Genomic DNA, 17,255 nt, shown 5'->3' on the forward strand with positions numbered 1-17,255 from the left:
CGGCTTCCGTTGGCCTCAGCGGCGCTGCACGGCCCTGACACCGAGCCAGATGGCGCCCACCGCGGCCGTGGCCGCGCCCAGGACGATGCCGGCCAGTGCGAGGGGATTCTTCTCGCCGAGTTCGCGCAGGCGCACGTTGGCCAGGCGCGAGCGTACGCGCAACTGCCTCGGCACGTTGAGCCTGTACTCGATCGCGTCGAGCGTTTGCGCGAGTTCGACGCGGGCACGGGCGGCCTCGGCGCGCAACTCGGTCTTGGTGCGCGGAACGGCCTCAACCGTGACAGCTGCGACGCTCCCGCGGACGGCCTCATGTGTCGTCGTGTTCACTTCAGTGCTCATATTTGCCAACTCCCTTGAGGGCGTCGACGTCGCGACGGATGCTTTCCGTCACGCCGTCCGGATCCGATGACGTTCCGGCCTGCAGCCGGTTTCTGCCGACCAGCCCCAACAGGAGCGCGAGCAGCAACAGGGCGACCGCCACGATCAGGGTCGCGAGCCAGAGCGGCAGGACGAGGGCGAGCGCGATGACCGCGAGGGCGACCAGCACCAGAGCCGCGAAGAACGCGAACAGGGCCGCCCCGACGAAGAGCCCGATGCCCAGCCCGATGTTCTTGGCCTTACCGGCGACCTCCGCCTTAGCCGCGTCGAGTTCGGCCTTGACCAGGGCGATGATCTGACCGGGCAGCTCACCGAGAAGGTCGAACGTCGATTTCCGGCTCTTCGGGTTGAATTCGCTGTTTCTCACAGTTTCCCCTTCGTTCGGAGTGTCGCGGTGATTATTTCGTGGTGGTGTCGTCGGCGACCGTCGTCGGTGCGGTCGGCGCTGCGGTCGCCGGCGTCGGCACGGTGTAGCTGGTCCCGGACGTCTTGGACGCCTTGGACTGCAGGGCCGAGGCGATCTTCTTGCCGGTCTCGAGGAGTGCCGACGGCACATCCCCGACCCGCTCGAGCGCGAAGTCGCGAGCCTCGTTCACCCGGCGCTGAACGGGCGGCGCGTTCCATACGTTGTCTGCCGCGGCCACGATCTGGTCGTAGCGCTTGCGCCCGGCGCGCGCGCCGAGGACGTATCCGACGAGTCCACCCGTGATGAACAGAAGCTTTCCCCGCATTGTCACTCCATTCCTCAAGGTGCACGTATCCCTCAGAGTATCCCCCATTAGGGATAAGAGCAGGTCGGCACGGCCGGTGACCCGGCGATCAGATGCCGAGGGCCTCCTGCCGGGTGCGGGAGGCCGCGGCGACGGCATCCGGGATCACCGAGGCCAGGCCGGTGCCGGCGAGCCACGCACCCGTGAGTTCGAGTCCCGGGGTGGCGGCCACGACCTCGCGCACCTGGTCGACCCGCTCGGGTGCGCCGACGGTCGCGGGCGAGAGGGCATCGCCCCAGACCGTGCGCGCGAAACCGCGCACGGCGGTCGCGTCGAGGTCGACGCCCAGGATCGTGCGGGTGTCCGCCAGGGACAGCGCGAGGAGCTCGTCATCGCGAAGACCGGCGGTGGGGCTGTCCTGGCCGGCGCGACCGTAGGACAGACGGATGACGTGTCGGCCCGGTCCGGCGGCCTCGGCCAGCCAGTCCCACTTCGCGGTCACGTGGGTGAGCGCCTTGGCGGTGACCCCGGGGGTCGCGGCCGCGACCAGCACGCCGGTGCCGCGCGGGTGCAGGTCGAGCTCCGGGGCGTCGATGACGATCGTGGCCAGCTCGATCGCCGTCGGCTGCGGCCAGTCGAGTTCGGCGAGCGCCGCATGGGCCGGGCTCAGGCCGGCCAGTAGGCCGAGCGCCTGCGCGCCTGGAGTCGCGATGATCACGAAGTGGGCGTCGAGGGTGGTCTCCGGCGCCGGGGCTGCCGGCGCGTCTGCGTCCGCCGCCGTGTCCGGTGCCGCGCAGGTGGCCGTCCAGGTGGGCGCGTCCTCGGTGCCGGAGCGCTGCAATGCGGTGACCGGGGCATCCGTCACGATCTCGGCGCCGAAGTACACGAGGTCGGCCACCAGAGCGGTCACGAGCCGGAACATGCCGCCCCGGAGCCCGGCCACGTTCGAGCCGGCCGGGGCGCCGGAGCGCAACGACAGCACGGCCCCGGAGAGCGAACCCGTCACCGTGAGGGCGGAGTTGAGGCCCGGGGCCACGACGTCGATCTCGAGATCGTCGGCCGCGGACGAGTACACCCCCGCGGTCACGGGTTCGACGAGCCGTTCGAGCACGCGGCGCCCCATGCGCTTGCGCACGAGTTCACCCAGGCTGTGTTCCCGGCCGATCGTCAACACCGGCATCAGCCGGTCCGCGTAGGCGCGCCAGGCGCCACTCCAGCCGATCACGCGGCGCACGTCGTCAGCGAGCGGAGAACCGGGGATGCCGAGCACGCCGGCCTTGGGCAGCGGAACGCTGACCGAACCATTCGGCACGCGGTCGTCGGGCAGGTGCAGCCACGCGCCGGCGGGGTTCGGCGCGACAACCTCGTCGGACAGACCGAGGTCGGCGATGAACTCGGCCACCGCGTCGCGCCGCACGGCGAAGCTCTCGGCACCGCTGTCGAGGGTGAGGCCGGCCACTTGGTGGCTGCCGAGTGCTCCGCCCGGCACACCGGTGGCTTCGAGCACGGTCACGCTGAGTCCGACCCGGGCGCAGGCTCGGGCGGCGATCAGGCCCGCCACCCCTCCACCGATGACGATGACGTCTTTCATTCGCGCCCCCTGAGCCTGCGTGCGATTGTCAGGACGCGGACGGCGCGGCGGCCGGGGCTTCCGGGACGGCGGCGGCCGGGCCGGCGGAGACTGCGGTGACCTCGTGCACGAAGGCCACCAGGCGAGTCAGCACGTTCGGGTCGGTCATCGGCGGAACGCCGTGGCCCAGGTTCAGCACGTGGGACGGTGCCGTGCGCCCACGCTCGAGCACGTCGAGGACATGCGCTTCGAGCACCGGCCACGGTGCCGCGAGGAGCGCCGGATCGACGTTGCCCTGCACCGGGACCAGTCCGCCGAGGCGACGGTTGGCTTCATCGAGCGGCACCCGGTAGTCGACTCCGACGACGTCGGCGCCCACCCCGTGCATCTCCCTGAGCAGCTCGCCCGTGCCCACTCCGAAGTGCACAACGGGCACGTTGCGGCGCACGGATGCGACGCCCTCGGCATCTGTGCCCGCGGCGCCCTCGCCATAGGTGAGGTCGCGCACGTGGGCGATCGCCGCGGTGGAGGCAGGAGCGACGAAGCGCGTGTAGTCGGCCAGCGAGAGCGCGCCGGCCCAGGAGTCGAATAGCTGGGCGGCGCTGGCGCCGGCCAGAACCTGCGCGCGCAGGAATCGTCCGGTGACCTCGGCCGTCCACTCCATCAGGGTGGCCCAGGCGTCGGGGTCCGCATGCATGAGCGTGCGGGCGTTGATGTGGTCCTTCGACGGACCGCCCTCCACGAGATAGGCCGCCAGCGTGAACGGGGCCCCGGCGAATCCGATCAGCGGCGTCGAGCCGAGCTCGGCGACTGTGCGCGCGACCGCCGCGGTGATCGGGGCGAGGTTCCCCTCAAGCACGGCAGGGTCGAGAGCAGTGAGCTCCGCGACATCCTTTGCCGTGCGCACGGCCGTGCCGAGGACGGGGCCGGTGCCTGCGACGATCTCGACGTCGACGCCCACGAGCTTGAGCGGAATGACGATGTCGCTGAAGAGGATGCCGGCGTCGACGTTGTGGCGGCGCACCGGCTGCAGCGTGATTTCGCTCGCCATCTCCGGGTCGAGGCAGGCGTCGAGCATGCGCGTACCGACCCGCAGCGAGCGATATTCGGGCAGCGAACGGCCAGCCTGGCGCATGAACCAGACGGGGGTGACGTCTGGCCTGGTGCCCTGGTAGGCGCGGATGAGACGTGAATCGGCTGTGAGTCCGGTTGCGAGTGGGTGTTGCGCGTCGAGGTTCATTATCTTGATTCTGTCAAACTTCCGACACTCGGGCGATTCGGGCCCTCAGCCACAGGTCGTAGACTCGTCTGGTGTTGATCTGCCTGTCCGCCAGCCATAAGAACTCCAGCTTCGACGTGCTGGAGAAATTGTCTGTCGGTGCGAACGACACGGCGGGTGGCATTCTCGAGCGGCACCCGGCCCTGGTCGGTGCCGTGGTCGTGGCCACCTGCAACCGGTTCGAGGCCTACCTCGACCTCGACGAACCGCTCGGCTCCTCCCCACTTTCGGCCGTGCACGCCGCCATCGACGGCGTCAGTGCGAGCACCGGCGTGGCCGTCGACGTTCTGCGGAACACCCTGGACCTGGTGCACGGCAGCGGCGTCGCCGAGCACCTCTTCGCCGTGACGAGCGGCCTCGAATCGGTGGTCGTCGGCGAGGGCGAAATCGCCGGCCAGGTGCGCCGCTCCCTCGAGCAGGCCCGGCTCTCCCGCACCACCAGCCCCGAACTCGAACGCCTCTTCCAGCGTGCGTCGCAGACCTCGCGGGGCGTCAAGAACCGCACCGGCATCGGAGCCGCGGGGCGTTCACTCGTGCGCCTGGCCCTCGAACTGGCCGAAAGCCGCATCACGGACTGGGCTCAGACCCGCGTGCTCCTGGTCGGCACGGGCCGTTACGCGGGGGCTTCCCTCGCCGCGCTGCGGGACCTCGGCGCCGAGGACGTGCGGGTGTACTCCCCCTCGGGCCGCGCCCAGAAGTTCGCCACCTCGCATCAGATCACCGCCGTCGCCGAGTCGGCGTTCGCCATCGAAGCCGCCGAGGCCGACCTGATCCTCACCTGCACGACCGCCGACACCCACGTGATCGACGCGGCCCTGCTCCACTCGGGCCGCGCACTCTCCCTGCAGCTCCCGGCCGCCGAAGCGCGCACACTGCCCTCCTGCCCGATGACGGATGCCCCGACCGAGATCCCGCGCCGGCTCATCATCGACCTGGGCCTGCCGCGCAACGTCGACCCGGACGTCACCGACCTGGCCGGCGTCGAGCTGCTCGACCTCGAGACCATCCGCATCCACGCGCCGCTCGAGGAGCTCAACGCCACCAGCGACGCCCGACTGCTCGTGGGCCGCGCCGCCCGCAAGTTCTCCGCGGTTGCCGAGGAGCAGAGCCTCGCCCCGGCCGTCGTGGCCCTTCGCAGCTACGTCTTCGACCTCCTCGACGGTGAGATCGAACGGGCGCGCAACCGCGGCGACAACAGCGAGCAGACCGAGGCGGCCCTGCGCCACTTGGCCGGCGTGCTTCTGCACACCCCGATGGTGCGATCCCGCGAGCTGGCCCGAGCGGGCGAGCAGGCCGCATTCCTGACCGGACTCGATGCCCTGTTCGGCATCCAGGTTGAGCTGCCCGCCGCCGGCACCGCGGCCACGGTCGCCGATATCGGCCCCGTGGCATCCTGACGGTGGGCGGCCTGGCCCCGCACGGTGCGAGCGCACACGGTGCGAGCCTGCACGGTGCGAGCGTGCACAGCACGGCCGGGATCCGCGGGTGAGAGCCGTCTGGTTCGACGCGTTCGGTGCCGTACCCGAGCTGCGGGAGGTTCCTGACCCGGCGCCGTCCGCGTCCGGGGTCGTCGTGCGAGTGGAGGCCACCGGCCTCTGTCGCAGCGACTGGCACGGCTGGCTCGGGCACGACGCCGGCATCGCCCTGCCGCACGTTCCGGGCCACGAGCTCGTCGGCGTGATCGACGCCGTGGGGCCCGAGGTGCGCCGCTTCGCCGTGGGCCAGCGCGTCACCGTGCCGTTCGTCTGCGCCTGCGGCGACTGCCCGGAGTGCCGGGACGGCAACGGCCAGGTCTGCCGCAACCAGACCCAGCCCGGCTTCACCCACTGGGGCTCCTATGCGGAGCGGGTGGCCCTGCACAACGCCGACGTCAACCTGATCGCGATTCCCGTGGGACTGGATGCCGGCGCCGCCGCGCTGCTCGGCTGCCGCTTCGCCACCTCCTATCGCGGACTCGTGCATCAGGCCCGGTTGCAGGCGGGCGAGACCCTCGTCGTGGTCGGCTGCGGCGGCGTCGGTCTCTCCGCGGTCATGATCGGCGCGGCGCTCGGTGCGACCGTGATCGCCGTGGACGTCAGTGCCGCGGCCCGTGAGACGGCCGCGCGAGTGGGCGCGACCTTCACGGTGGACTCCGCCGGGCTCTCGAACGATGAGGTGGTGGCGCGGATCCGCTCGGTGACGGGCAGGGGCACGGATGCGGGTGCGGGTGCGCAGGTCAGCGTCGAGGCGCTCGGCCGGGAGAGCACGGTGGGCATCGCCATCCGTTCACTGGCAACCCGGGGACGCCACGTCCAAATCGGATTGCTGGCGGACGACCCACGGCTTCCGCTCGGCGATGTCATCGCCCGCGAACTGACCGTGATGGGCAGCCACGGGATGCCCGCGGGCGACTATCCGGCCCTGCTGGCCCTGGTCACCTCCGGCCGGCTGCGCCCGCAGGACCTGATCGGCCGCCGCCTCAGCCTGGCCGAGGCGCCCGCCGCCCTCGCCGCCATGAGCGACCCGGCCGCGCCGGGCGGCGTTACCCTGATCGAGCTCGCCCGCCCCTGAACTCGTGCGGCGGCGGCTCGCTAGGTATCCGTCTCCCTCCACCTGTGGGGCCAACTCAGGAAAACCGGTGTGTCCGGTCGCCGCGGTGCCGCCGTTCCGGGACCGCCGAAGCTCGCCCGCGGGACTTCTCCTGAGTTAGCACCCCACCGGCACCGGCACCGCCACCGGTATCCCCCGGCCCCAGCACCCCACCGGTACCGCCAGCGGTACCCCCGGCCCCAGCCGGTAGCGCGCGGCCGGCAGACTCGGCTATGCGCCGCGGAGGCGCTCGGCCAGGTAGGCGTCGAGCTTGTCGAGCGGCACGCGCTCCTGCGCCATGGTGTCGCGGTCACGCACGGTGACGGCCTGGTCCTCGAGCGAGTCGAAGTCGACCGTGACGCAGTACGGGGTGCCGATCTCGTCCTGGCGGCGGTAGCGGCGGCCGATGGCGCCGGCGTCGTCGAAGTCCACGTTCCAGGACTCGCGCAGCCGCGCCGCGAGGGACTTGGCCATCGGCGAGAGCGCCTCGTTGCGGGACAACGGCAGCACGGCGACCTTGATCGGCGCCAGGCGCGGGTCGAGTTTCAGCACGGTGCGCTTGTCGACGCCGCCTTTCGCGTTGGGCACTTCCTCCTCGTGGTAGGCGTCTACCAGGAACGCCATCAGAGAGCGGGTCAGTCCGGCCGCCGGCTCGATCACGTAGGGAACCCAGCGCTCATTCTTCGTCTGGTCGAAGTAGGACAGATCCTTGCCGGATGCCTCCGCGTGCGTCCTGAGGTCGAAGTCGGTTCGGTTGGCAACACCCTCGAGCTCGCCGAATTCGCTGCCGCTGAAACCGAAGCGGTACTCGATGTCCACGGTGCGCTTGGAATAGTGCGAGAGCTTCTCGGCCGGGTGTTCGAACAGGCGCAGGTTGTCGACGTTGATGCCGAGGCCGGTGTACCACTTCAGGCGCTGGTCGATCCAGTACTGGTGCCACGTCTCATCCGTGCCCGGCTCGACGAAGAATTCCATCTCCATCTGCTCGAACTCGCGGGTACGGAAGATGAAATTTCCCGGGGTGATCTCGTTGCGGAAGCTCTTGCCGATCTGGCCGATGCCGAACGGCGGCTTCATGCGAGCAGCCTGCAGCACGTTGGCGAAGTTCACGAAGATGCCCTGCGCGGTCTCGGGGCGCAGGTAGTGCATGCCGGCCTCGTCGTCGACCGGGCCGAGGTAGGTCTTGAGCAGGCCGGAGAAAGCGCGCGGTTCGGTCCAAATATGACGGTTTCCGCAGTTCGGGCAGGGGATGCCGTCGATGCCGCCCTCGGGCGGGCGGCCCTTCTTCTCCTCGAATTCCTCCTCGAGGTGGTCTGCACGGAAGCGCTTGTGGCAGCTCGTGCACTCGACCAGCGGGTCGCTGAAGACCTCGACGTGACCGGATGCCTCCCACACCTTGCGGGGAAGGATCACCGAGGAGTCGAGGCCCACCACGTTGTCGCGGCTGGTGACCATGAAGCGCCACCACTGCTTCTTGATGTTCTCCTTGAGCTCCACGCCCAGCGGCCCATAGTCCCAGGCAGACCGGGACCCACCGTAGATTTCACCGGCCTGGAACACGAACCCGCGGTGGCGGGCAAGGGCGATGACGGAATCGAGGCGGGAGAGGGCGGCCACGGGGCTCCAATGGTCGAGAGGGCGGGGGATCTGGAAAGCACACAGGACAGGCAGAAGCCGCCCGGCGCTCCGTCCATTTTAGGCGCCCGTCCGGAAGGTGCCGCCAAGCTGTTAGCCTTGCTAAGGATTTCCGCAGTCCTTGCGGGTACCTCAAAGGAGAGATCATGGGCACCAAGCCCCGAACGCCACACGATTCAGCCAAGCGGGGTGAGGAGCTGGACCGGGATCCCCTCCTGTTGCCCGTCGCTCTCGACCAGACCACCCACGACGCCGAGGAAGCCCACTGGACCCCCCTGAAGATCGGGATCTGGGGCGGCATCTCGCTGCTCGGCGGGCTGAGCTGGGTGATGCTCGCCGTCGTTCGCGGCGAGACCGTCAACGCCATCTGGTTCGTCTTCGCCGCCGTCTGCACGTACCTGATCGGTTACCGTTTCTACTCCAACTACATCCAGAAGCACCTGCTGCACCCCGATGACCGGCGCGCGACGCCGGCCGAGTACAAGGCCGATGGCAAAGACTTCGCGGCCACGGACCGCCGGGTTCTCTTCGGTCACCACTTCGCCGCGATCGCCGGCGCCGGACCGCTCGTCGGCCCCGTGCTGGCCGCCCAGATGGGCTACCTGCCCGGCACGATCTGGATCATCGTCGGTGTCGTGCTTGCCGGCGCGGTGCAGGACTACATGGTGCTGTTCTTTTCAATGCGCCGCGGCGGACGCTCCCTGGGTCAGATGGCCCGGGACGAGCTCGGCAAGGTGGGCGGCACGGCCGCCCTCGTCGCGACTCTGGCGATCATGGTCATCATCGTGGCCATCCTCGCCCTCGTCGTCGTCAACGCCCTCGCGGACAGCCCCTGGGGCGTCTTCTCGGTCTCGATGACCATTCCGATCGCCCTGTTCATGGGCGTCTACCTGCGCTTCTTCCGCCCGGGCCGGGTCACCGAGGTCTCGATCATCGGCTTCATCCTGCTGCTGGCCGCCATCATCGGTGGTGGCATGATCGCGGACACCGAGTGGGGCTCGACCTTCTTCGCCATTGAACCGCTGCCCCTCGCGATCGGCATCATCGTCTACGGCTTCGTGGCCGCCATCCTTCCGGTCTGGCTGCTCCTGGCCCCCCGGGACTACCTGTCCACCTTCATGAAAATCGGCACGATCGGGATGCTGGCAATCGCCATCATCATCGTCCGCCCCGAGATCTCGGCCCCGGCCGCCAGCGAGTTCGTGAACGGCGGCGGCCCCGTGGTGAGCGGCTCGCTCTTCCCGTTCCTCTTCGTCACCATCGCCTGCGGCGCCCTGTCCGGCTTTCACGCCCTGATCGCCTCCGGCACGACACCGAAGCTGATCGAGAAGGAACGCCAGACCCGGTTCATCGGTTACGGCGGAATGCTGATGGAATCATTCGTCGCCATCATGGCGCTCGTCGCCGCGCTGTCGATCGACCGCGGCATCTACTTCGCCATGAACTCCTCGCCGGCCCTGACCGGCGGCACCGTTGAGGGTGCTGTCACATTCGTGAACAGCCTCGGACTGACCGGTGTCAACCTGACCCCCGAGATGCTCACCGAGACCGCGAAGAACGTGGGCGAGGAGACCATCGTGTCCCGCACCGGCGGCGCCCCGACACTGTCGGTCGGCCTCGCCAACATCATGCACCAGCTTGTGGGCGGCTCGGGGATGATGGCGTTCTGGTACCACTTCGCGATCATGTTCGAGGCGCTGTTCATCCTGACCGCCGTCGATGCCGGAACCCGCGTGGCCCGGTTCATGTTGCAGGACAGCCTCGGCAACTTCTTCCCGAAGTTCAAGAACACCTCCTGGCGCCCGGGCGCCTGGGTCACGACCGGGATCATGGTCGCCGCCTGGGGTGCCGTGCTCGTGATGGGCGTCACCGACCCGCTCGGTGGCATCAACACCCTGTTCCCGCTGTTCGGAATCGCGAACCAGCTGCTGGCGGCCATCGCCCTGGCCGTCTGCCTGGCGATCGTGGCCAAGCGAGGGCTGTTCACGTACCTCTGGGTTGTGGCGCTGCCGCTGACCTTCGCCGCCGTCGTGACCATCTACGCGTCGTTCCTGAAGATCTTCTCGACCGTTCCCGCCGTGGGCTACTTCGCCCAGAATCGAGCGTTCTCCAACGCTCTGGATGAGGGACTCACCAGCTTCGGCACGGCGAAGACCGTCGAGGCGATGGAGGCGGTCGTGCGCAACACGATGGTGCAGGGCGTCCTTTCGATCCTGTTCGTCGTGCTGGCCATCATCGTGATGGTCACCGCCGTGCAAGCCACCTGGAAGTCCTACAAGTCCCGCAGCTTCGGCACCAACGAGGATGACGCGGTGGCGTCGCAGATGTTCGCCCCGTCCGGCTTCGTAGCCACTCCGGAAGAGAAGAAGCTGGCCGCACGCTGGGACACCCAGATCGCCCAGGCCAAGCTGGACAAGGCAGGGAGGACGACCCGCCGATGAATCTGCTCGCCAGTGTTCGCCACGGCGCGAAGAGCTTCGCCTGGTTCATGAGGGGGGTCATGGGTGAAGACGCCTACGACAAGTACAAGGCCCACCATGAGGCCCACGACGAATCGATTCATGACCCGGATGCCGCCGCCTGCTCCGGACCAGTGATGATGACGGAACGCGAATTCTGGCGCGACCAGACCGACCGCCAGGACATCAACCCCCAGGGTCGGTGCTGCTGAGCGGGTGCGCCACCATCGCCCAGGGCTGCCCCCGCGAAGGATTCCTTCGCGGGGGCAGCCCTGTTTTCCTGTTTTCACCGGCGGCGCCGGTCAGTGCACGTATTCCAGCAGGTCGAGGCCGACCGCGCGCATCCCGTCGTGCACCGCGAGCCGGGACGAGAGGCGGGTGTCCGCGAAGGACATCGAGACCATGTAGGTCACCCCGGCGCGCGGGCCGCGCAGAATGCCGATCTCACTGCGCACGCCGGCATCCGTTCCGGTCTTGTTGACCAGCAGGAGGCCGTGATCTCCGGACCGATGCGCGAGCGGGTCGAGCCCGAACGCGCTGGCGACCATGGACAGGTCGGCGCCGAGCGACAGCCAGCCGAGCACGCGCTCACTCGCCTCCGCATCGACGACCTCCCCCCGGGCCAGCGCCGTGAACAGCCAGGTGAGCTCCTTGGCGCTGCCGACCGAGAGCTGAGGTGCGTCATCGGGACCGCGCCGGTCGCGCACAAGGTCGAGCAGGGCGGTGCGGCTGAGTCCGAGCTGCTCGGCGCGGGACCGCACCGCGTCCAGGCCGACTGCGCGGAGCAGCACATTGGTGGCCAGGTTGTCGTTGATGGCACCGATCAGCGCAGCGAGGTCGGCGATCGGCAGCGAGGGAGCCTGCAGGTGCTGCCAGAGGCCGGATCCGGCGACCGAATCGGACACGGTGCGATCGAGGATCGTGTACGCGCCGAAGTCGGCGTCGCGGAGCCGGGCGGCGACCTCGATCAGCAGAAGCACCGTGCCGATGCCGGCGGTGGGCATGACCACGTGGTCGTCCACGGAGAACAGCACCCGGCCGGTGACCAAATCGGTGGCGCGGGCCGAGACCTGCACCCCGTCGACCGCGAGGTCACCGAGCGCCTGGAACCCGCGGCCGAAGTTCGCCGTGGCGTCCACGCCGCCGTGCCTGCCGCGGCGCGCCGAGGAGTGGCGAGACCGGCGCTCTGAGTCCTGGGATGGCATGGCCACAGTGGGCAGGTCCTTACGTAGATTCGGGCTGCTCGACCCCGGTGACACGGGCTTACGGTCGCGCTGAGGTCACCAGATCGTAACGCGCTTTTCCGGGTCCAGCCAGAGAGCGTCGTCCGGGGTGACGCCGAACGCCGTATAGAACTCGTCGATGTTGCGCACGATCTGGTTGCAGCGGAATTCGTTGGGCGAGTGCGGGTCGATCGAGAGCAGGCGGACGGCCTCCTCGTCACGCATCTTGAGCTGCCAGGCCTGTGCCCAGGAGAGGAAGAAGCGCTGGGTGCCGGTGAGTCCGTCGATCACGGGCGGCGCCTGGCCGTCCAGCGAGATCAGGTAGGCCTTCCAAGCGATGGAGAGCCCGCCGAGGTCGCCGATATTCTCGCCGATGGTGAGTGCGCCGTTCACGTGGTGGTCGGGAACCTGATGCGGGGCGAGCGCGTTGAACTGCTCGATCAGGGAGCCGGTGCGCTCTTCGAAGGCCGTGCGGTCATCTTCGGTCCACCAATCGGTGAGTAGCCCGGTGCCGTCGTATTTCGAGCCCTGGTCGTCGAAGCCGTGGCCGATCTCGTGCCCGATGACGGCGCCGATCGCGCCGTAGTTGGAGGCGGAATCGCGGGCATCGTCGAAGAACGGCGGCTGCAGGATGGCGGCCGGGAAGACGATCTCGTTGAAGCCCGGGTTGTAGTACGCGTTGATCGTCTGCGGGGTCATGAACCACTCGTCGCGGTCGAGCGGGTTGCCGATCTTGCCCAATTCCCGCTGAAACTCGAACTCGCTCGTGGCGCGCACGTTCTTGATCAGGTCGGCCGGGTCGACCGAAAGGGTCGAGTAGTCCCGCCACTTGACCGGGTAGCCGATCTTGGGGGTGAACTTCTCGAGCTTGTCGAGCGCACGGGCGCGCGTCTCCGCGGTCATCCAGTCGAGTTCGGTGATGCTCCGGCGGTAGGCCTCGACCAGGTTGGCCACGAGTATGTCCATGCTCGCCTTCGCGCTGGGCTTGAAGTGCCGCTCGACGTAGATGCGCCCGACGGCCTCGCCGAGCGCCCCCTCGACGAGCGAGACGCCACGCTTCCAGCGCTCGCGCAACTGGGGAGTGCCGGTCAGGGTGCGACCGTAGAAGTCAAAGCTGGACTCGACGAAATCGCTCGACAGGAACGCGGCGCTGGAACGGATGATCTGCCACCGTAGCCAGTCCTTCCAGCCCTCGAGCTGGTCCTCGGTGAGCATCTCCGCCAGACCGGTCACGAAGCTGGGCTGGCGCACGACAACCTCGTCGAGAGCACCGGCCGGGCCGTCAAGCCCGTCAAGCCAAAGGTGCAGGTCGGCGCCGGCGGCCAACGCGGTGACCTGACCCCAGGTCTTGAGGTTGTAGGTCTTCTCGCTGTCGCGCGAGCGCACCTTGTCCCAGTGGTGAGTGGCGAGCTCGGTTTCGAGAAGGAACACGCGCTCGGCGCGACCGGCGGCATCCGGGGTGCCGACGAGGCCGAACATCCGGGTCAGGAACGCCTGGTAGGACTCCCGGATCGCGGCGAACTTCTCGTCGCGGTAGTAGGACTCGTCGGGGAGGCCGAGCCCGCCCTGCTCGACGAAGACGAGGTAGCGCTCGGGGTCCCCCGGATCGTTGTCGACGAAGAGACCGAAGGCGCCGGGCACGCCCGCGCGCTCGAGGCGGCCGAGGGTGCCGAGCAGCTCGGGGATGGAGGTGACGGCGTCGACGATGGCGAGATCGGCCGCGAGCGGGGTCGCTCCGAGCTCTTCGACGCGGTCCTCGTCCAGGAAGCTGGCATAGAGGTCGCCGAATTTGCGCTCCTCGGTGCCGGGGGCGGCGGTCTGGGCTTCGAGGATGATTTCCCGGACGGCCTTCTCCGATTCCTCGGCGAGCAGGTAGAACGAGCCCCAGCGGGCCTTGTCGGCCGGGATCTCGCTGCGGGCGATCCACTTGCCGTTCACATGGCGGAAGAGGTCGTCCTGCGGACGCACCTCGAGGTCAAGTTCGTCGCGGTCGATTCCGGATGCGGTCCCCTGGTCAGTCATGCCTCCACCCTATTCGCTGTGACAGTGGCCGAGCTGGTAGAGACCTATCGGGTGTGCACACGGATGGCGGTGGACCTCCCGGCCCGCTGGTCGAGCGCGCCGAGACCCGGAGCTACAGCCCCACCGCCTTGCTCGGCAGCGCGATCAGTGTCTGCTCCGGATCGTTCTCCACCGGTGGCCGGAGCCAGTATTGCGTTCCGGTGCGGGTGGCAGAGCAGCACTCCGTCGGCGAGGTTGGTGTCTCCGCTGTCGGTGAGCCAGTCGTTGATGTGGTGGGCTTCGGTCCAGGACGGTGATCGGTCGCAGTCGACCCACCGGCATCCGCCGTCGCGCACTCCCATCGCGGCGCGTTGTTTCTCGGTGAAGAGTCGTTCGTCACGGCCGACGTTGATGATTTGGCCGATGTCGTCGAACTTGATGCCGCGGGTGCCGGTGTCGCAGAGCACCCGGTCGATGGTTTCCTGCGAGATGGGGACCGGGTTGCCTTCGATCTGCCCGTGAGCGGCGGGTTCGGCGGCACCCGGCGCGGCGGGTTCGGCTGTGAGGACTTTCTCGGTCACGATCACGCGCACCGCCGGGCGGCATCCGCCGAAGACCGGGCCGGGGTCGGCTTCGCCGGCGATTGTGAGCAGTTGCACGAGGGAGTCCGCGTTGATCTGCTCGGTGCTGCGCGGGTCGTCCTGCATTTTTTGGGCCCAGGCGGCGCGTTCCGGGTCGACGAAGCGCACTCATCCGCGGCGGAGGCTGGTGATGGAGTCGAAGGTGGAGATCACGAACTCGCCGTCTTCGGGGGCGAAGAGCCCGTTCAGGCGCACGTTGCCGTTGCTCAGCCGGTAGACCTTCAGGTAGCGGTCGTCGTGGGCCTGCTTCTCCCGGGCGGCGATGCCGGCCTGATCGAGGAGCCCAGCAGGGCGACGGCATCGGCCGCCCGACTGAGGTCATCCGCGAGGTTCGTCATGGTACGAGGATACCTGATGTCGTACAGGTAGTTGATAGTCTGTCACTTACTATGGACACTTTATTGCACTAGTTTCGAAGTCTTGTCTGGCAGCGCGGAGATTGGCTCGCCGGGTCTCGACAGGCTCGACCACCGGAAGCGGACACCGGGTGCGGAGGGGCTGAACTAGAGTTTTGGCATCACCATCACCGTGCTCCGCCCGCAGCCCATCGACCGCGAGATCCTGCGCCTCGCCATCCCCGCCGTCGGCGCGCTCATCGCCGAACCGCTCTTCCTGCTCGCCGACTCCGCCATGGTCGGGCACCTCGGCGCCGTTCCGCTGGCCGGACTCGGCCTGGCCGGCGCCGTGCTGCAAACGATCATCGGCCTGATGGTCTTCCTGGCCTACAGCACCACGCCCGCGGTGGCCCGCTGGCTGGGGGCCGGTGACCGCCGCCGTGCGGTCGCCGTCGGCATCGACGGACTCTGGCTGGCCCTCGGCCTCGGTGTGCTGCTCGCGATTGCGGGCTGGTTCGCCACCCCCCTGCTCGTCGGCGCGTTCGGCGCCGAGCCCGCCGTCACCGCCGCGGCCGTCAGCTACTTGGGCCCATCGATGTTCGGACTGCCTGCCATGCTGCTCGTCTTCGCGGCGACCGGGCTGCTCCGCGGGCTGCAGGACACCCGCACCCCGCTGTGGGTGGCCGGGATCGGGTTCTCGGTCAACATCCTGCTGAATGCGGTGTTCATCTACGGGCTGGGACTCGGCATCGTCGGATCCGCCCTCGGCACAGTCGTGGCACAGTGGGCGATGGTCGCGGTCTATCTTGCCGTCGTCGGCCGCCACGCCCGCCGCGAGAGTGCGCCGCTGCGCCCGCATCGGGTCGGGATGTTGCGGGGCGCGGCATCCGGCGGCTGGCTGTTCCTGCGCACGGTGAGCCTGCGTGCGGCCATGTTGCTCGCGGTTTTCGTGGCCACGAGCCTCGGTTCTCCCGAGCTGGCCGCCTTCCAGATCGCGATGACCCTGTTTGCCACGCTCGCGTTCGCCCTTGACGCCCTGGCGATCGCGGCACAGGCGCTGGTGGGCCGGGGCCTCGGCGCCGGCAACCTGGCCGAGGTGCGCGCGGTGCTCAGGCGCTGCCTCGAATGGGGCGTGCTCAGCGGGTCCGCGCTCGGGCTGCTGGTGATCGCCGCGAGCGGCGTGCTCGGCCGACTGTTCACGAACGCGACCGAGGTCAGCGACCTGCTGCCGGCGGCCCTGATCGTGCTCGGGCTATCCGTTCCGCTCGGCGGGGTGGTCTTTGTGCTCGACGGAGTGCTGATCGGTGCCGGCGACGCGCGCTACCTGGCCCTGACCGGATTGGTGAACCTGGCCGCGTTCGTGCCGCTGGCCGTCGCGGTGCTGCTGCTGGCGCCGTCGGGACCAGCGGGACTGGCCTGGCTGATGGCGGCGTTCGCGTTCGGCTACCTCGGCGCACGCGGGGTGACGCTCGGGCTGCGCGCCCGGGCGGCGAAGTGGATGGTCGTCGGCGCCCGCTGACATCGGGGCAGCCCCAGCGCTGACGGCCGCGGCGCAGCTCGGAAAGTGGGCGCAGGTTCTCCCGTGCGCCAGCCTCCGCGACCGGCGCCGGAAGGCCAGGCACGGCGGCGGCGACTCTAGCTGAAGGAGTCGCCGCAGGCGCAGCTGCTGCCGGCGTTCGGGTTGTCGATCGTGAAGCCCTGCTTCGCGATGGTGTCCTCGAAGTCGATCGAGGCACCCTCGAGGTACGGCACACTCATCTTGTCGAGCACGACCCCGACGCCGTCGAAGTCCACGACGACGTCGCCCTCGAGAATGCGCTCGTCGAAGTACAGCTGGTAGATCAGGCCGGAGCAGCCTCCGGGCTGCACGGCTACGCGCAGGTTCAGGTCTTCGCGACCCTCCTGGCTAAGCAGGCTGCGCACCTTCAGCGCGGCAGCGTCAGTCAGGCCGACGCCGTGGGCCGGTGCGATGGGGGCAATGGTGTCGGTCATGAGACTCCTCGGACTTCACGCTGCATGGACGCGTCGGGACCGCTCCGCTTGAGCGTTTCGCCTGCGCGAGTATTCAGACACTCTAAGCTCCCGCGGCCGTTCTGCGAACCCCGGAGACTGCCGCCGGCATCCGTTGCGTGCCCGCGCCTCCCCGACGACCCCTCGACGACCTGCCGGTGACCCGCCAAAACGAGCCGAAGTGTAGCCAGATGAAACCCTGAAGCCTAGGGTGAAGTGTTCCCGTTTTTTTTATGCGCGCGGTCCAGATGACCGCGACGCAGCACGGCGTGGCCCTGATTGTCTTTGATCTCTCAGCGGTGCGCACCTGAGCCGTCCTCACAACTCGTTCTCAGCCGGTCTCCTCACGGAGTCCGGCTCGGGATGACCGGACTAATATCCGGGTTGCCGGGGTGGCAGAAGAGGTAAATATGTCTGACGTCCTTCTTGACCGCCCCGAACTTGCG

Annotated in this window: 15 protein-coding genes; 5 read left to right on the forward strand and 10 right to left on the reverse strand. The window is 68.8% G+C overall.

The window, feature by feature from the left end; translation table 11 throughout:
• Positions 1 to 15 precede the first annotated feature (15 nt).
• The 5 genes from CXY79_RS04440 to hemE form a co-directional block, all read right to left on the reverse strand.
• Positions 16 to 339 (reverse strand): DUF3618 domain-containing protein, encoded by a 324-nt coding sequence (locus tag CXY79_RS04440; protein WP_104099939.1) that lies wholly within the window; start codon positions 337 to 339, stop codon positions 16 to 18.
• Positions 329 to 745: a phage holin family protein gene (locus tag CXY79_RS04445; RefSeq protein WP_199186725.1), complete on the reverse strand. Its 417-nt coding sequence runs from the start codon at positions 743 to 745 to the stop codon at positions 329 to 331. The genes CXY79_RS04440 and CXY79_RS04445 overlap by 11 nt, the downstream gene beginning before the upstream one ends.
• Before the next feature lie 31 nt (positions 746 to 776).
• Positions 777 to 1,109: a hypothetical protein gene (locus tag CXY79_RS16155; protein ID WP_174720183.1), complete on the reverse strand. Its 333-nt coding sequence runs from the start codon at positions 1,107 to 1,109 to the stop codon at positions 777 to 779.
• A gap of 88 nt (positions 1,110 to 1,197) precedes the next feature.
• On the reverse strand, positions 1,198 to 2,679 hold the full coding sequence (gene hemG, locus CXY79_RS04455; RefSeq protein ID WP_104099941.1) for a protoporphyrinogen oxidase: 1,482 nt from the start codon (positions 2,677 to 2,679) through the stop codon (positions 1,198 to 1,200).
• 28 nt (positions 2,680 to 2,707) lie between these two features.
• On the reverse strand, positions 2,708 to 3,898 hold the full coding sequence (gene hemE, locus CXY79_RS04460) for a uroporphyrinogen decarboxylase (RefSeq protein ID WP_104099942.1): 1,191 nt from the start codon (positions 3,896 to 3,898) through the stop codon (positions 2,708 to 2,710).
• Between the two features lie 71 nt (positions 3,899 to 3,969).
• On the opposite strand from hemE, the gene CXY79_RS04465 reads away from it, so the two are divergent.
• Both CXY79_RS04465 and CXY79_RS04470 read left to right on the forward strand, forming a co-directional pair.
• On the forward strand, positions 3,970 to 5,334 hold the full coding sequence (locus tag CXY79_RS04465; RefSeq protein WP_104099943.1) for a glutamyl-tRNA reductase: 1,365 nt from the start codon (positions 3,970 to 3,972) through the stop codon (positions 5,332 to 5,334).
• Between the two features lie 88 nt (positions 5,335 to 5,422).
• Positions 5,423 to 6,487 (forward strand): alcohol dehydrogenase catalytic domain-containing protein, encoded by a 1,065-nt coding sequence (locus tag CXY79_RS04470; RefSeq protein WP_104099944.1) that lies wholly within the window; start codon positions 5,423 to 5,425, stop codon positions 6,485 to 6,487.
• 249 nt (positions 6,488 to 6,736) lie between these two features.
• On the opposite strand, the gene CXY79_RS04475 is transcribed toward CXY79_RS04470, so the two are convergent.
• Complete coding sequence (locus CXY79_RS04475) at positions 6,737 to 8,122, reverse strand: glycine--tRNA ligase (protein ID WP_104099945.1); 1,386 nt, start codon at positions 8,120 to 8,122, stop codon at positions 6,737 to 6,739.
• Positions 8,123 to 8,286: 164 nt separating this feature from the next.
• Between CXY79_RS04475 and CXY79_RS04480 the strand changes: the two genes are divergently transcribed.
• Positions 8,287 to 10,581, forward strand: a complete 2,295-nt coding sequence (locus CXY79_RS04480; RefSeq protein ID WP_104099946.1) for a carbon starvation CstA family protein — start codon at positions 8,287 to 8,289, stop codon at positions 10,579 to 10,581.
• Positions 10,578 to 10,811 (forward strand): YbdD/YjiX family protein, encoded by a 234-nt coding sequence (locus CXY79_RS04485; RefSeq protein WP_104099947.1) that lies wholly within the window; start codon positions 10,578 to 10,580, stop codon positions 10,809 to 10,811. Before CXY79_RS04480 ends, CXY79_RS04485 begins: the two co-directional genes overlap by 4 nt.
• A gap of 90 nt (positions 10,812 to 10,901) precedes the next feature.
• Here the strand turns inward: CXY79_RS04485 and CXY79_RS04490 are convergent, their stop codons facing one another.
• The 3 genes from CXY79_RS04490 to CXY79_RS04500 all read right to left on the reverse strand — a co-directional run bounded on the left by CXY79_RS04490 (position 10,902) and on the right by CXY79_RS04500 (position 14,572).
• The gene (locus CXY79_RS04490; protein WP_104099948.1) at positions 10,902 to 11,810 is read right to left on the reverse strand and encodes a serine hydrolase; all 909 of its coding nucleotides are present in this window, start codon (positions 11,808 to 11,810) and stop codon (positions 10,902 to 10,904) included.
• Between the two features lie 69 nt (positions 11,811 to 11,879).
• The gene (locus tag CXY79_RS04495) at positions 11,880 to 13,844 is read right to left on the reverse strand and encodes a M13 family metallopeptidase (RefSeq protein ID WP_104099949.1); all 1,965 of its coding nucleotides are present in this window, start codon (positions 13,842 to 13,844) and stop codon (positions 11,880 to 11,882) included.
• 44 nt (positions 13,845 to 13,888) lie between these two features.
• Positions 13,889 to 14,572, reverse strand: a complete 684-nt coding sequence (locus CXY79_RS04500; RefSeq protein WP_104099950.1) for a DUF222 domain-containing protein — start codon at positions 14,570 to 14,572, stop codon at positions 13,889 to 13,891.
• A gap of 414 nt (positions 14,573 to 14,986) precedes the next feature.
• Here CXY79_RS04500 and CXY79_RS04505 point away from each other — a divergent pair, with 414 nt between their 5' ends.
• The gene (locus tag CXY79_RS04505) at positions 14,987 to 16,318 is read left to right on the forward strand and encodes an MATE family efflux transporter (protein WP_233191240.1); all 1,332 of its coding nucleotides are present in this window, start codon (positions 14,987 to 14,989) and stop codon (positions 16,316 to 16,318) included.
• Between the two features lie 116 nt (positions 16,319 to 16,434).
• Here the strand turns inward: CXY79_RS04505 and erpA are convergent, their stop codons facing one another.
• Positions 16,435 to 16,791, reverse strand: a complete 357-nt coding sequence (gene erpA, locus CXY79_RS04510; RefSeq protein WP_104099952.1) for an iron-sulfur cluster insertion protein ErpA — start codon at positions 16,789 to 16,791, stop codon at positions 16,435 to 16,437.
• Positions 16,792 to 17,255: the final 464 nt, after the last annotated feature.

Source organism: Cryobacterium sp. M96 (assembly GCF_002929845.1).
GTDB classification, from domain to species: domain Bacteria; phylum Actinomycetota; class Actinomycetes; order Actinomycetales; family Microbacteriaceae; genus Cryobacterium; species Cryobacterium sandaracinum.